The sequence below is a fragment of the Marivivens sp. JLT3646 genome (genome assembly GCF_001908835.1).
GTDB classification, from domain to species: Bacteria; Pseudomonadota; Alphaproteobacteria; order Rhodobacterales; family Rhodobacteraceae; genus Marivivens; species Marivivens geojensis.
Genome location: NZ_CP018572.1, coordinates 1399162 through 1413209 on the forward strand (window position 1 = coordinate 1399162; position 14048 = coordinate 1413209).

At 55.6% G+C, this 14048-nt stretch carries 16 protein-coding genes; 1 reads left to right on the forward strand and 15 read right to left on the reverse strand.

All coding sequences use genetic code 11. The annotated features are described in order from the left end of the window. Positions 1 to 24: 24 nt before the first annotated feature. Positions 25 to 738 carry a response regulator transcription factor CtrA gene (gene ctrA / locus BSK21_RS06930; protein ID WP_067545217.1) on the reverse strand — a complete coding sequence of 238 codons (714 nt, stop codon included), beginning with the start codon at positions 736 to 738 and terminating at the stop codon, positions 25 to 27. A 91-nt stretch (positions 739 to 829) separates the two neighbouring features. Further along, on the reverse strand, positions 830 to 1108 hold the full coding sequence (locus tag BSK21_RS06935) for a DUF1153 domain-containing protein (RefSeq protein WP_067545220.1): 279 nt from the start codon (positions 1106 to 1108) through the stop codon (positions 830 to 832). A 139-nt stretch (positions 1109 to 1247) separates the two neighbouring features. Here BSK21_RS06935 and mnmA point away from each other — a divergent pair, with 139 nt between their 5' ends. Beyond that, positions 1248 to 2387, forward strand: coding sequence for a tRNA 2-thiouridine(34) synthase MnmA (gene mnmA, locus BSK21_RS06940; RefSeq protein WP_067545223.1), 1140 nt, complete (start codon positions 1248 to 1250; stop codon positions 2385 to 2387). A 3-nt stretch (positions 2388 to 2390) separates the two neighbouring features. On the opposite strand, the gene BSK21_RS06945 is transcribed toward mnmA, so the two are convergent. The 13 genes from BSK21_RS06945 to frr form a co-directional block, all read right to left on the reverse strand. Then, positions 2391 to 2819: a YqaA family protein gene (locus BSK21_RS06945; protein WP_067545226.1), complete on the reverse strand. Its 429-nt coding sequence runs from the start codon at positions 2817 to 2819 to the stop codon at positions 2391 to 2393. Then, positions 2820 to 3959 (reverse strand): lipid-A-disaccharide synthase, encoded by a 1140-nt coding sequence (gene lpxB / locus BSK21_RS06950; protein ID WP_067545229.1) that lies wholly within the window; start codon positions 3957 to 3959, stop codon positions 2820 to 2822. Beyond that, positions 3956 to 4867, reverse strand: a complete 912-nt coding sequence (locus tag BSK21_RS06955) for an LpxI family protein (RefSeq protein WP_074038985.1) — start codon at positions 4865 to 4867, stop codon at positions 3956 to 3958. Before BSK21_RS06955 ends, lpxB begins: the two co-directional genes overlap by 4 nt. Further along, the gene (gene lpxA / locus BSK21_RS06960) at positions 4867 to 5652 is read right to left on the reverse strand and encodes an acyl-ACP--UDP-N-acetylglucosamine O-acyltransferase (protein WP_067545232.1); all 786 of its coding nucleotides are present in this window, start codon (positions 5650 to 5652) and stop codon (positions 4867 to 4869) included. The genes BSK21_RS06955 and lpxA overlap by 1 nt, the downstream gene beginning before the upstream one ends. Continuing rightward, a complete protein-coding gene (gene fabZ, locus BSK21_RS06965; RefSeq protein ID WP_067545235.1) occupies positions 5652 to 6113 on the reverse strand; it encodes a 3-hydroxyacyl-ACP dehydratase FabZ in 462 nt (153 codons plus the stop codon). Before fabZ ends, lpxA begins: the two co-directional genes overlap by 1 nt. A 77-nt stretch (positions 6114 to 6190) precedes the next feature. Continuing rightward, positions 6191 to 6754, reverse strand: a complete 564-nt coding sequence (locus BSK21_RS06970; protein WP_067545238.1) for an OmpH family outer membrane protein — start codon at positions 6752 to 6754, stop codon at positions 6191 to 6193. Continuing rightward, positions 6754 to 9075 (reverse strand): outer membrane protein assembly factor BamA, encoded by a 2322-nt coding sequence (gene bamA, locus BSK21_RS06975; protein WP_067545241.1) that lies wholly within the window; start codon positions 9073 to 9075, stop codon positions 6754 to 6756. The genes BSK21_RS06970 and bamA overlap by 1 nt, the downstream gene beginning before the upstream one ends. Positions 9076 to 9200: 125 nt before the next feature. Next, the gene (locus tag BSK21_RS16230; RefSeq protein WP_292251766.1) at positions 9201 to 9335 is read right to left on the reverse strand and encodes a hypothetical protein; all 135 of its coding nucleotides are present in this window, start codon (positions 9333 to 9335) and stop codon (positions 9201 to 9203) included. Positions 9336 to 9410: 75 nt separating this feature from the next. Further along, complete coding sequence (gene rseP / locus BSK21_RS06980; protein ID WP_067545244.1) at positions 9411 to 10724, reverse strand: RIP metalloprotease RseP; 1314 nt, start codon at positions 10722 to 10724, stop codon at positions 9411 to 9413. Positions 10725 to 10727: 3 nt separating this feature from the next. Next, on the reverse strand, positions 10728 to 11897 hold the full coding sequence (gene dxr, locus BSK21_RS06985) for a 1-deoxy-D-xylulose-5-phosphate reductoisomerase (RefSeq protein WP_067545247.1): 1170 nt from the start codon (positions 11895 to 11897) through the stop codon (positions 10728 to 10730). Further along, complete coding sequence (locus tag BSK21_RS06990) at positions 11894 to 12619, reverse strand: phosphatidate cytidylyltransferase (protein WP_156529511.1); 726 nt, start codon at positions 12617 to 12619, stop codon at positions 11894 to 11896. Before BSK21_RS06990 ends, dxr begins: the two co-directional genes overlap by 4 nt. A 63-nt stretch (positions 12620 to 12682) precedes the next feature. Continuing rightward, positions 12683 to 13414, reverse strand: a complete 732-nt coding sequence (gene uppS, locus BSK21_RS06995; protein ID WP_067545253.1) for a polyprenyl diphosphate synthase — start codon at positions 13412 to 13414, stop codon at positions 12683 to 12685. Between the two features lie 27 nt (positions 13415 to 13441). After that, positions 13442 to 14002: a ribosome recycling factor gene (gene frr / locus BSK21_RS07000; RefSeq protein WP_067545256.1), complete on the reverse strand. Its 561-nt coding sequence runs from the start codon at positions 14000 to 14002 to the stop codon at positions 13442 to 13444. Positions 14003 to 14048 lie beyond the last annotated feature (46 nt).

Here is a 14048-nt window from a genome sequence, read left to right on the forward strand (position 1 = left end):
ATCGTCCAGATGGTTGGATAATTCTCAGGCACCAATCGCAATTTTGGTCGCTGCACGCATTGGTTCTGGATCGCGGAGCACATAGCCTCGGCCCCAGACGGTTTCGATGTAGTTCTCACCACCCGTAGCCGACTGCAATTTCTTGCGCAGTTTACAGATGAACACGTCGATGATTTTCAATTCTGGCTCGTCCATGCCGCCATACAGATGATTAAGGAACATTTCCTTGGTCAACGTGGTCCCCTTACGTAAAGAAAGAAGTTCAAACATCTGATATTCTTTGCCCGTGAGGTGCACAGGCGAACCTTCGACCTCGACCGTTTTGGCATCAAGGTTGACGCAAATTCGGCCGGTGTTAATCACCGACTGCGAATGGCCTTTGGACCGACGGATAATCGCATGGATACGCGCCACAAGTTCTTCGCGGTGGAACGGTTTGGTCAGGTAGTCATCAGCGCCAAACCCGAACCCTTTGATCTTACTCTCAGTTCCATCGTCACCGGACAGGATCAAAATCGGCGTTTCCACCCGGGACAGACGCAGTTGGCGCAGCACCTCGTGACCGTTCATATCGGGCAAATTCAGGTCCAGAAGGATCAAATCGTAATCATATAGCTTTGCTAAATCGATCCCCTCTTCCCCCAGATCCGTCGAATAGACGTTTAGGTTCGCATGGGTCAGCATCATTTCAATACTTTTCGATGTCGTCGGGTCGTCTTCAACCAGCAGCACTCGCATCTGCAGCCTCCGCATTTTGTGTTCTGACGTTAACCTTGATGCACAATGGTTAATTACACGTTACCGCTAAGGCCACCTTCACACATTCTACCTAAAGTTGTCTATATTTTTGTACCGCCGTTGCTTTTAACGCTGATTTGCCATGCAAACGGATCGCAGAAACCCACCCATCGAACTCTTCCTCAGAAAGATCATACCGATCCAAGGCATTGTTCTTAGTTAACAATCCCGAGAATACCGCCTGCACGACGGCCGCCTTACGCGACGCAACCCAACGGTTTGTTCCCTCTGGCGGCAAGTCCGCTACCGTCATATGCGTCCCATCGGGTAAGTTCACAGCACGTGGACCATCAATTTTCCTAAGGTACATGGTTTCATCCTCTTAAAGACACGTCATGCACAAACACTGTGCCGTGATCATTTAACGAGGAGTGAAACCGCCCCTTGAGAGTAGTTAGCATTTTCATATATTCCCTCGGACTTGCCCTACCCAGTCGCCGGAGGCTGACATGTCGCTCGATCAACCGCTGAACTCTCTTGGCTTTGCCAAACCGCCCTCAGAAACCCGCGTGGTTGTCGCCATGTCGGGCGGTGTGGATTCATCTGTGGTCGCAGCACAGCTCGCCGAAGAAGGCTATGACGTGGTCGGCGTGACGCTTCAGCTTTATGACCACGGGGCAGCTCTGGCGAAAAAAGGTGCGTGCTGTGCTGGTCGTGACATCCATGACGCCCGCCGTGTGGCCGAGGAAATGGGGTTTCCTCATTACGTGCTCGACTATGAGAACATCTTCCAAGAAGCGGTGATCGATGAATTCGCTGACAGCTATCTGGCGGGCGCGACGCCTGTGCCGTGCATCCGTTGCAATGAGCGCGTGAAGTTCAAAGACCTCTTGCAAACGGCAAAGGATCTGGACGCCGACTGCATGGCGACGGGTCACTATATCCAACGCATGATGGGGCCGAATGGTGCGGAGCTGCATTGCGCCGCCGATGCGAACCGCGACCAGTCGTATTTCTTATTCTCGACCACGCCAGAGCAGTTAGATTACCTGCGCTTCCCTCTAGGCCATCTGCCGTCCAAAGACGCGACGCGCGCCTTGGCCACGAAATACGGACTGGCTGTCGCAGATAAACCCGACAGTCAGGACATCTGCTTTGTCCCGAATGGCAACTACGCGAGCGTCATCGAAAAACTGCGTCCAGGCGCAGCAGAACCTGGGCAGATCGTTGATATGGACGGCAACGTTTTGGCCGAACATCGTGGCGTGATCCATTACACAATCGGGCAGAGGCGTGGCTTGGGTATCGGTGGCCTCGCAGACCCTCTCTATGTCGTGAAGCTCGACGTAGACAATCGTCAGGTCGTTGTCGGCCCCAAAGAGTTGCTTGCAACCCGCCGCGTGCCGATCCGCGAGATCAACTGGCTCGGCGATGAAGCGTTCACTGATGTGGCCGAACGCGAAATCTCGGTCAAGGTACGCTCCACGCGTCCGCCTGCCCCTGCGATCTTGCGGGCCATCTCGGACACTGAAGCTGAGGTTGAATTGCTGACACCCGAGGAAGGCGTATCGCCGGGTCAGGCCTGTGTATTCTACGATCCAGAGAGCACTCGCATTCTGGGCGGCGGTTGGATTTGGAAGGGTAACTAAGCCTTACATCAAACCAACCGTGACCCAAGCGAGCACGGCATAGCGCCCAAACTTAGCAATCGTGACCACCGTTAAAAACCGCCATAGCGGCTCTTTCATCGTACCAGCAACAACGGTGAGCGGATCGCCAATAATAGGCACCCATGACGCAAAGAGGCTGACCCACCCCCATTTGTGATAGCCTCTTTGTGCCCGTTCAATCTGCTCGGGCGAGAACGGAAATCGTGGATGGCTGAATAGTCGTCCCAAATAACGACCGATAGTCCAATTCACCACCGATCCAGCCACGTTGCCGACAGTCGCGACAAAGAGCAAAGCACCAGCCGCGTGATCGCCCGCAATGATAAGCCCGACCAAGACGGCCTCTGACTGCGCAGGAACAATCGTCGCTGCCAGAAACGCGGCAAGAAATAACCCTATCAGCCCGAACATCTATAGCCGTGCAAGAACCGCGCGAGCCGCACGAAGGCCGGGAGCTTCGCCCCCTTCACCAAGGCGCTGCATCGTCACATCCATGGCAGAGCGTTGCGCGGTTGGATCATTGAGGACAGAGAGTATAGCAGGTGCAATCAACTCTGGACGGCACTGAGGCCCGAGGAATTCGGGAACAGCCCGCGTTTCGCTGACGAGGTTCACAAGAGTGAATGTGTCAATCAACGCCATGCGCCTCATGATCGCCCATGTGATTTTGTTAAAATCGTAGGCAATGACCATCGGCGTCCGCGCTGCCGCCAATTCAAGCGAAACAGTGCCTGAGGCAGCCAAGGCGATATCTGCGGCCTTGAACGCGGCCCTTTTGTCTGCCGCGGTCGTTTCGCTCGGATCCAGCAGAATGGGCCGCACCGCCCAGTTCGCGGTCAGGTCGCGCACCAATTGGGCAACTGGCGCAGCACAGGGCAACACGATCTTTGAGTTAGGTTTGTCCGCAACAACCTGCGCCAATGCTGCGCCAAAACGGTCGGCCAGACGCGACACCTCCCCACGGCGCGACCCCGGCAAAGCCAAGATCAAAGGCGCGTCACCGATGCCAAACCGCGCACGAAAATCGGCAGCCTCAGCGTCGGTTGCTTGAACCTCGGTTGTGACGGGATGCCCGACAAAGTCACATTCCATCCCGTGCGCCGTCATATAGGGTGGCTCGAACGGCAAGAGTGCCAGAACGTGATCAATCACCTTCGCCATCTTCGCCGCACGTTTCGGACGCCATGCCCAAACAGAGGGCGCAACATAGTGAACGGTCCGAATGTTCGACGCCTCTTTCACCAATTTCGCCACCCGCAGTGAAAAATCGGGTGCGTCGATGGTTATCACCACATCTGGTTTGAGACGCAGGATTTCATCGGCTGTTTCGCGAATACGGCGTTTGAGGTGAAAATACTTTGGCAGAACCTCGGCCAAGCCCATGATGGATAACTCTTCCATCGGAAAGAGGCTGGTCAGCCCATGCGACTGCATCTGTTCGCCGCCGATGCCGTGAAATTCCATGTCATCGCGCAGTTCTTTCAGGCCCGCCATCAGCGCACCGCCAAGGCGGTCGCCAGACACTTCGCCCGCTAAAAGAAAGACCTTCATCCCCGCGCCCTCACCCACAAAAACATGCCATGCGCGTCCAATGTGGCGATGACCTTCGGCAAGTCCATGACCATCACGCCACCTGCCTCTATCACAATACCGTCCATCCCCGCCTCAGCCGCGCCAAGCGCCGTTTTCGGGCCAATAACAGGGAGGTCCGCACGACGATCTTGGTTCGGTTTCGGTGCTTTAAAAAGGATGGCGCTTTCGCCTAACAGCGGAGTCGGCAAATCGTCGGTCAGTAACCGTTGCACACCACGAAACGCAATGACCGCAACATCAACAAACCCAACTCCAAAGTCGACCGGGTCGGGGTTTTCACTCGGCAAGCACAGGCGACCAATCATTGCATCCGTGCCATCGGGTCCTTCTTCGGCGATGACCTCCCCCGCGCGGACTACGCAGGCTTGCCCGCTATCACGGCGCCCCATATCGGCGACGAATGCCTGACCGACAGCAGCATCGGTGCTATTCTGATCTGACGGACGAACAACGGTTAAAACGCCAGAGGGCGGCAATAGCGCGGGGGCAATCTCGTGAGCGGCGCGAATGGCGATTCCGGCCTCTTCAAAGATCGACAGGATCACGCGCAGCGCCCCGTCATCACCCTGCCCCAAGGCCGCCATCAAACGCGGCACCAATGGCGATGTTTCGGCATCGATCAAACTGGGATCAACCTCAGGCCGACGCACCGCGCCCGCGAGGCAGACCTCAGTCACACCATAGCGTTGCAATTCGGAAATGAACGACCCTAACGTTTCTAGCCTGAACCGCAACCGTGGCAGGTCAGACGACACATCAGGCTCAAAGTTGCCAAACACGCAGATCAGTGGAGTCTCCCCCTGCGCTTGCAATTCGGTCACAAGCGCAGCAGGCAACGCACCTGTCCCTGCGATCAGTGCAATCATCAGGACGGTGTCAGGAAGTTACGGTCACTCTCACCTAGGATGAAACCAACCATCTCGCGGACATATTCGCTCTCTGCTTCGTCGCCCAACCGCTTTGCTCGGTCGAGGAACGTACCCTCGCCGTCCTTGAGCGCCTGAAACGCAGCACGCAGTGCTGTGATGTCTGAGCGATCCACGCCTTTACGCTTCAACCCAACCAGATTGAGGCCATCGAGTTTACCACGCGGACCTTGAACCAAGGCGTGCGGGATCACGTCGTTTGTCACCATGGTCAACGCGCCAATGATCGCGCCGCGACCGATCCGAACAAACTGGTGAATACCACAAAGACCACCGATGATAACGTCGTCCTCAACAATGCAGTGACCCGCCACCGCAGAACTGTTCACTACAATCACGCGATTACCGATGTGCGCATCATGGGCGATGTGACATCCAGCCATCAACAGGCAGTCATCACCGATCGAAGTCAGACCACCGCCACCCGCGGTCCCAGTATTCACCGTCACATGCTCGCGAATGCGTGCCCGTGCACCGATGCGAAGCGATGTTTTTTCACCACCGAATTTCTTATCTTGCGGGATTTCACCAATCACCGCGAACGAAAACACCGTGCTATCGTCACCAATGTATGTGTCGCCCGTAATCACCACATGAGATTTCAGCGTTACACCGCGGCCTAGAACAACGTCCGAGCCAACGATACAAAACGGCCCGATCACACAATCAGGACCGATGGTGGCGCCATCCTCAATAACGGCGCTGGGGTGAATTTGGGCGGTCATTAGGCGCTCGTGTCCATCATTGCGGTGAATTCAGCTTCAGCAGCCATTTCGCCTTCTACGGTCGCAACACCTTTGAATTTCCAAACCTTTGCACCGGGTTTGCCGCGTGTGGTTTCAATCTGCATTTCCAGAACATCGCCCGGCACAACCATGCGACGGAACTTCACGCCATCAATCGCCATGAAGTAGACCTTCATATTCTTATCTGCCATCCCGAGCGACACGCCGACCATAACGCCCGCAGTTTGCGCCATTGCCTCAACGATCAGAACGCCTGGCATGACAGGCTGATCAGGGAAGTGACCCGTGAAATGCGGTTCGTTCATCGTGACGTTTTTGATGCCCTTACCAGACTGAGTGCCGTTGATATCGACAACTTTGTCCACCAGCAAAAACGGATAGCGGTGCGGGATGATCCGCTGGATCAGTTGGATATCGGCGGTGGTTACAGCGTCAGTCATGTCGTGGTCCTTATCGAGCCCGTCGCGGGCACTTCGTCTATTGAGTAGCAATTCACCTGCAACGGGGCAAGGTCGCGTTAATTCTCAGGGGCTTGGGTGCCATCACCCAATGTTGCATCAATCTGCGCTATGGCGGCGTCTGTGATATCAATGGCTCCGAAGTAGAGGATCACATCACGACGGGCCATGAGAACCGCAGCCTCGCGGTCTTGCATCAGCTTACCCAAAACGGGCCGGATGGCCGTGTCAAAATTCGAACGCGCAGCCGTGAGTCGATCCTGAAGCTCTTGTTCCTTAGCATCCTGCGCACGACGAATACCGACGACCTTTTCGTCAAATGCATCCGCCTCAGCACGAAACGCCGATGGCTCCATCGACGGACGACGCGCAGCAATATCCTGCTCTTCGGCGGTCAACGCATCGGCAATGCGCTGGTTTTCAGCCTTCAATGTTTCAGACGCGGATTGGATTTCGGACAGAATCCGCTGACCGTATTGTGTCCCCGAAAACACCGTTTCGATGTCTATCAACAAAACCGGTGATCGAACGACAGCAGCCGCGTCCTGCGCCTGAACCGGCGCGACCGCCCAACCCCCAAAGGTCAGCGAAATCGCAACGGTCAGAGCATGAACCAAACGCATTAGAAGCTGGTCGAAATGGTCACGTCAAAGGATTTGGCTTCATCCAAGTCCTCGGACAGCAACGTATCGGTAAAGTTGAACCGCAACGGACCGACTGGCGTGTCCCAGAACAACGATACACCTGCGACTGCCCGCGGGGTGAAGTCACAGTAATGAACATTTGCATCACTACAGTCGACGCCCGGATCCCAAAGTGAACCGTAGTCAATAAACGCGCCACCGTGGATACCGTACTCATCAGGCAAACCAATCGGGAATTCGGCTTCGAGACGCGCTACGGCATATGAATTGCCTCCCAGCGCATCGTCAATTGTACCGTCGTTAAAACGAGGCCCCATACCGTAAAGGTCAAACCCACGCATTTGCCGCCCAGACAAGAAGAAGCGGTCAGAAATGGTGGCATTCCCATCTGTATAGTGCAGATGCCCTCCTTCAATCGTGGCTCTCAAAGTTACTTCTTCGCTCAGCACTTTTGCCTCCGCCCCTGCTGTTGCAGTGGTCTTTACAAAAGTTGTGTCGCCAAAGCCCAGTTCTTGACCGAACCTTAAAATGACGCCACGATTATCATCCAAACCACTGCGACGTGTGTCCCAAGTGTAAGAATAACCAAGTGAATGGCTCCAACGGCCATCAAGTTCAACATCATCGTTAACAATAACGGAAATAGGCGCTTGAGGATCAGTTAGATCCGAATATCGGCTTTGAACAAATGTCTGCAGACGACCATTTTCGCTAACGTTGAACGTCAAGGACGGACGAATAGTAAAACTCTCCGTATCGTATTGCGCCGACTCATTATTGGTGGCGCCGTAGCTCATATCGAACCCAAAGGCGAGGTCACGGCCCAGCAGGTAAGGCTCGTCAAAGTTCAGCGTGAAGTATTTGTTCGTCTCAGCAGTCGAGAACTGCAGGCTCAAGGCTTGACCACGTCCAAGGAAGTTTTGCTGGCGGAACGACGCGAGCAGGCCAAGGCCAGTGTCGGTGTTGAAGTTCGCACCAAAGGACAGCGACCCGGTGGGTGCTTCGGCAACGTTCACGTCGATCACCACCTGATCGTCAGTTGATCCACGACGGGCCTGAACATCGGCGTTGGCAAAGAACCCGAGCGCACGGATACGTTCAGCAATTTCACGGATGGAACGAGGGTTAAAGGGATCGCCTTCGACCTCGCGGAATTGCTGACGCACCACACGGTCGAGCGTGGTGTTGTTGCCTTCAACGTCGATACGCTCCACGAAAATACGTTCGCCACGGACGAGCGCGTAGGTGACATCAAGCGTCAGGTCCCGATCATTGCGGGTGATACGCGGTTCGACTTGAACGAACTGGAGACCGCGCTGAAGCGCCAGACGCTCCAATCGGGCCACGTCGTTTTCAATATCGAGCGGCGTGTAGGTCGTGCCCGAACGAGTGCGCACGGCCTCTTGGAATTCTTCGAGGTTCGCTTCGGGGATTTCCGAAACGACGTCAATTGCGCCAAAATCGAACTTCTGTCCTTCTTCGACATCAAAGGTGATCAAATAGGCATCACGGCCACGGGTCAGCTCAACGTTCACATCGTTAACCGTAAAGTCGACATATCCGCGGGATTGGTAAAAGTCGGTCAAAACGCGTTTGTCGAAATCAATGCGATCGGCAACGTAGGTATCGCGGCCGATAATTGCGCGGAGGATACCTGCTTGTTTTGTTGCCAGCACACCCCGCAAACGACGATCCGAGAAGCTACGGTTACCAGAGAAACCAATACGCTCAACTTCGGTCACACCGTTTTCAGCGATTTCGAATACAACGTTCACACGATTATCCGGTAGACGGATGATGCGCGGGGTTACGATAGCGTTGATCCGCCCCTTATCGGCATAGGCGGCGGTGATATCGGCCACATCAGCCTCAACGCTGCTCGGGCTGTAAATACGGCGTTCTTGCGAGCTAAGCAGCGCAAAGAGTTCGTCATCTTTGAGCCTGCTGTTGCCTTCAAAGTTGATGCGATAAACGGTGGGGTATTCAGAGACGGTGATGACCAGTTGGCCGCCGCGCGGTTCAACCTCAACCGTTTCGAACAATCCCGTTGCGCGAATACGCTGGCTCGCATCGTTAAGCTCTGCTGCCGAAACCGTTTCACCCTGAGCGATGCCCAGATAGCTGAGGATCGTCGCGGTTTCGATCCGCTGGTTCCCCTCGATCGAGACGGTGTTCACTGTAAAGGACTGCGCCTCTACCGGAAGGCCTTGAAACGTCAAAAGCGAAAGCCCAACCGCCGCTGTCAGTTTCAAAAGTGCTTTGCCCGAAGGCCCGTTTTCAGAGAAAGAAGTAAATCGCATGAATCCAGCCAATTCGAACAGCCCCGTTTGGACTATGACCTAACCAGATTGAGGGGTCTTGTCAAAACGAACAACGCACCCCTTGGGGTGCGTGCGATCCTTTGCCCATCGAGGATTAGCCGATGTTAGTGCATTCCGTAGGTGCCGATCAAAGACCCGACCCAAAGAGCGGCAACAATAGCCACGAAATAGAAAATCCGGTCCCAGTTGAGGTTCACCAGAAAAGACAGGCTGCGATAGCTCGCGTTGATCGTATGCATTTCTTCGGCTCCCTTGCCATGCGTAGGCTCAACCTAAACAATAATTGGGGCGAAATAATGACGTCAGACGCGAAATTATGGGCAGAGCACCAAATCGTTCAGTAGACCAAACAGCGTCAGCGTGAGGATCACCGATAGCCCTAGCGCGATAAGGATACGCATCGCACCGTCGCTCGGACGACGGCCCGTGATGGCTTCGTAGGCGTGGAACACAAGGTGCCCGCCATCCAGAACAGGAATCGGGAACAGGTTCAAAAGCCCGACAGCCGCCGAGAGGAAACCGATAAAGCTGATAAAGTCCGTCAGACCAGCCGCAGCCATTGCACCAGACGCCTGCGCGATACCTACAGGGCTCGACAGGTTACAAGTCGATATTTGACCCGCAATCATATACCATAGCGCCGAAACAGAAGTTTGCAGAACATACCAAAGTTGACGAACGGCATCAGTGAAAGCCGTCACAACATTCGGCGTCGTGGTCTCTGGATCAAAGAAGATACCGCCAGACACACCCATCAGCCAGCGGGTTTCAAAACCACCATCCGCTGTCGGCAAATCTGTGCGACGCGGCGCAACTTCGATCTGAAGGCTTTCACCCGATCGCCAAATATCGAGCGTCAGAACCTTACCGTCCGAGGCACCCACAATCTCGACCATTTGCGAGAACGCATAAACGGGCTGGCCATCGATTGCGGTGATGACATCGCCCTCTTTCACACCAGCAACAGCAGCTGCGCTGTCATGGTTGACCGACAGAACGCGAGTGGTTTCGGGGAATGGACCTTCGACCTGCTGTTCAACACCATCCCGCAGGACCGTGTAAGTCAGAGAGGGCTGAACAGGCAGTTGATCCAATGCGATGCTGAAATCGGCCACGGACCGCGCATCCATATCCTCTACCGCGATGATCTGATCACCGACTTGGAGGTCTTGGATAAAGCTTGCTGGCAGGTCAGGCACGCTGCGCAGTGTCAGCGGATCGGTGGCCTTCCCGACCCAAAGGCCGAGGCCCGTGAAAATCACGATCGTGAGGATAAAGTTGAACACGGGGCCTGCCGCCACCGTCGCCGCCCGCGCCCACAGCGGAGCGCCGAGCATCGTATCACGCCCGCCGACCGTGCCACCGACACTGGCCGCATTCGCATCGCCGTTAAACTTTACATATCCGCCAAGAGGGATCGCAGCGATTTGCCAGCGTGTGCCGCGTTTATCGACCCGCGACAACAGAACAGGGCCAAAACCGAGCGAGAATACCTCTGCCCCGATCCCCGACCAGCGGCCAACGATGTAGTGACCATATTCATGGATCGCCACGATGATCGACAAAGCGACCACAAACGCCGCAATCGTGAACCCTGCGCTTCCGAAAAATGGAAGAAAATCGGCCATAAGTTATCCCAACTGCTCTATCATTTGCGAAGCCACACGGCGGGCCTCTTTGTCTGCGTCACGGATCGTATCTAGGTCCGGAATGTCATTTTGCAGCCCCTGACGTGGCGAAATCGCGTCCATTGTCCGTTCAACAACGCACGCCATATCGAGGAACCCGATTTGACGGTCGATAAACAGGTCCAAGGCGCGTTCCTTGGCTGCGTTGAAAATCGCGCCAGACAAACCGCCCTCTTCCATCACCCGCCACGCGAGCGGCAAGGCAGGATAACGGTCAGGATCGGGCGCGCGGAACGTGAATTGGCCGATCTTGGTAAGATCAAGGCGTTCTACAGGCAACGGTTTGCGATCTGGCCAATGCAGCGCGTAGCCGATGGCGTGGCGCATATCAGGCGCCCCAACATGAGCCATCAGCGCCCCGTCATGGAACCCAACGAGCGCGTGGATCATGCTTTCGGGGTGAACGACGACTTCAATTTGATTGGGCAGAACACCAAAGAACTCTTTGGTTTCAATAACCTCTAACGCTTTATTGAACATGGAGGCGCTATCAATTGTGATCCGCTGTCCCATATCCCAGTTCGGGTGGGTCGATGCCTGTTCAACGGTTGCTTTCGCCAGATCCTCCATCGGCCAATCACGGAAAGCACCGCCCGACGCCGTGATGATGATCCGTTCGACCGCGTTGATGTCTTCGCCGACGAGACCCTGAAAGATCGCAGAGTGTTCGCTATCGACCGGCAGAACACGCCCGCCGTGCTCCCGCGCGGTCTGCATCAGCAGAGGACCAGCGGTAACGAGGGATTCCTTATTGGCGAGAGCGAGCGTTGCGCCCTGCTCTAACGCCCGAAGCCCCGGTGCGAGACCAGCCGCTCCGACAATCGCCGACATGACCCAATCCACAGGGCGCATGGCGGCCTCATGCATTGCGGCCTCACCCGCCGCAGCCTCAACCCCCGACCCCGCCAACGCATCACGCAGCGCGGGGAGTTCGTCGTCAAAGCATGTCACCGCAACATCCGCGTTCAATCGAATGGCATCGCGGGCGAGCTGCGCCACATTGCGACCGCCCGTCAACGCCACCACATCGTAGCTTTGGGGATCGCGAGCAATAAGATCGATTGTGTTCTGGCCGATACTACCCGTCGCGCCAAAGATAGAAACACGCCTCATCGCCACCCATGAACCCCGAACTGCGGCCCAACAATATAAATGAAGGCTTCAACAACCAAAGCTGCCCCCATCAGGGCATCAAAGCGGTCCAAAACACCACCATGACCGGGGATCAGGTTTGAACTATCCTTCACCCCTGCCCGACGTTTCAGAGCACTTTCCGCGACATCGCCCAGTTGCCCCGCAAAGGACATGAGCACTGAGACAGGAACGATGATCCAACCTGCTTGCGGCATAATGAGAACCCCAACGACCGCCGCGCCGATCCAGCCAGCAACGGTACCGCTCCATGTCTTTTTCGGGCTGACAGCAGGCCAGAATTTCGGGCCACCAATCATGCGGCCCGCGATGTAGCCCATCACATCAGAGGCCACGACGACGAGCGCCAGCCAAAGTGCGAGGCGCAGGCTCTCACCCCGAATAAGCCAGAAAGCATCACAGGCCAGCAGCGCGAAGAAACCGTAGATCGCAAGCACCTTGCGGTCGTGTTTTCCGCCAATGAATAAAGCACCAGCAACAAGGGCAAAGAGCAGCACATCGGCCCATTCTGGTAGCCGTAGTGCCACAGCAACCAGTCCAGCCGCGACGAGGCCGATCACTTCTGGCTGCGCAATGCGTGCCATCCGTGCGACTTCCCAGGTCAAAAGCCCACCAGCCGCAATCACGAGCAAAGCGAACGGCAATCCGCCCCAAACGACAGCCCCCACAAAGACGACCGCCATCACGACACCCGAGGCAACGCGCGGACCGAGGTCCTGCCAATTATCTCTAAATCCCGCCAATGATCAGACCTTCACGCCACCAAATCGGCGCTCACGTTTTCCGTAGCTTTTCATCACGCGGCCAAATTCGGCAGCGGTGAAATCAGGCCACAGCGTGTCGACGAATTCATACTCGGAATAGGCCGACTGCCACAAAAGAAAGTTCGAAATCCGTGCTTCGCCACTGGTGCGAATGACGAGGTCAGGATCAGGCAAAACATGGGTATCGAGGAAGCGTGACAACGTTTCCGCATCAACATCTTTGTGAGACAAACGCCCCTGTTCAACTTCATATGCCAGACGTTTCGCAGCTCGGGTCACTTCGTCCCGTCCACCATAGTTAATCGCAATGGTGAGGTGCACGCGGTCATTGCCAGCGGTGAGCAGTTCCAGTTCGTCCATCAGCGTGACCAGCTTATCCTCAAGCTTGATCCGATCGCCAATAAAACGAACACGGATACCAGCCTCGAACAGCTCACGAGCCTCGCGTTGGATATAACGACGGAACAGTTTCATCAGACCCGCCACTTCGGTCTGGGTCCGTTTCCAGTTTTCGGTCGAGAAAGCGAAAATCGTCAGGTATTTAACGTTGTTCTCGGGGCACGCTTCGACGATCTCACGAACGCGGCGCGCACCTGCGTGATGCCCGAAAAGCCGCGGGCGGCCGCGCATCTGCGCCCACCGCCCGTTGCCATCCATGATGATCGCGACGTGCCGCGGGCCTTGGTCTTGGCTGGGTTCATTCAGCGTCGTCATATCGGCCCCCCGGCACAGTGCAGGTGATTAGACCTGCATAATCTCGGCCTGTTTAGACTCGAGCATTTCATCAACACTTTTAATAAATTTGTCGGTCATGCCCTGAACTTCGGATTCCCAGAATTTCTGGTCATCTTCGGACATCCCGTCTTTGTTCTTTTTAATCTGGTCCATGCCGTCACGACGAATGTTGCGGATCGCAACGCGGCTGTGTTCGGCATAGCTCCCTGCGACCTTGGTCAGTTCGCGGCGGCGTTCTTCGTTTAATTCTGGGATCGGCAGCATGATAATTGTGCCGTTGAGCTGCGGGTTGATTCCGAGGCCCGACTCGCGGATCGCTTTTTCGACCTTACCAACCATCGCCTTATCCCAGACGTTGATCGTAACCATGCGGGGCTCTGGAACGTTCACAGTGCCAACTTGGTTGATCGGTGTCATCTGACCGTAAGCATCGACCATCACCGGTTCGAGCATCGACGCAGAGCCACGGCCCGTGCGCAAAGATGCAAATTCGGTGCGCAGCGCCGAAAGAGTGCCTTCCATGCGGCGGTTCAGGTCATCGGTATCGAGTTCAAAATCGTCGGACATATTTTCTGCTCCCCATGCGGGTTCTTAGTAGGTTTGAACCGCTATA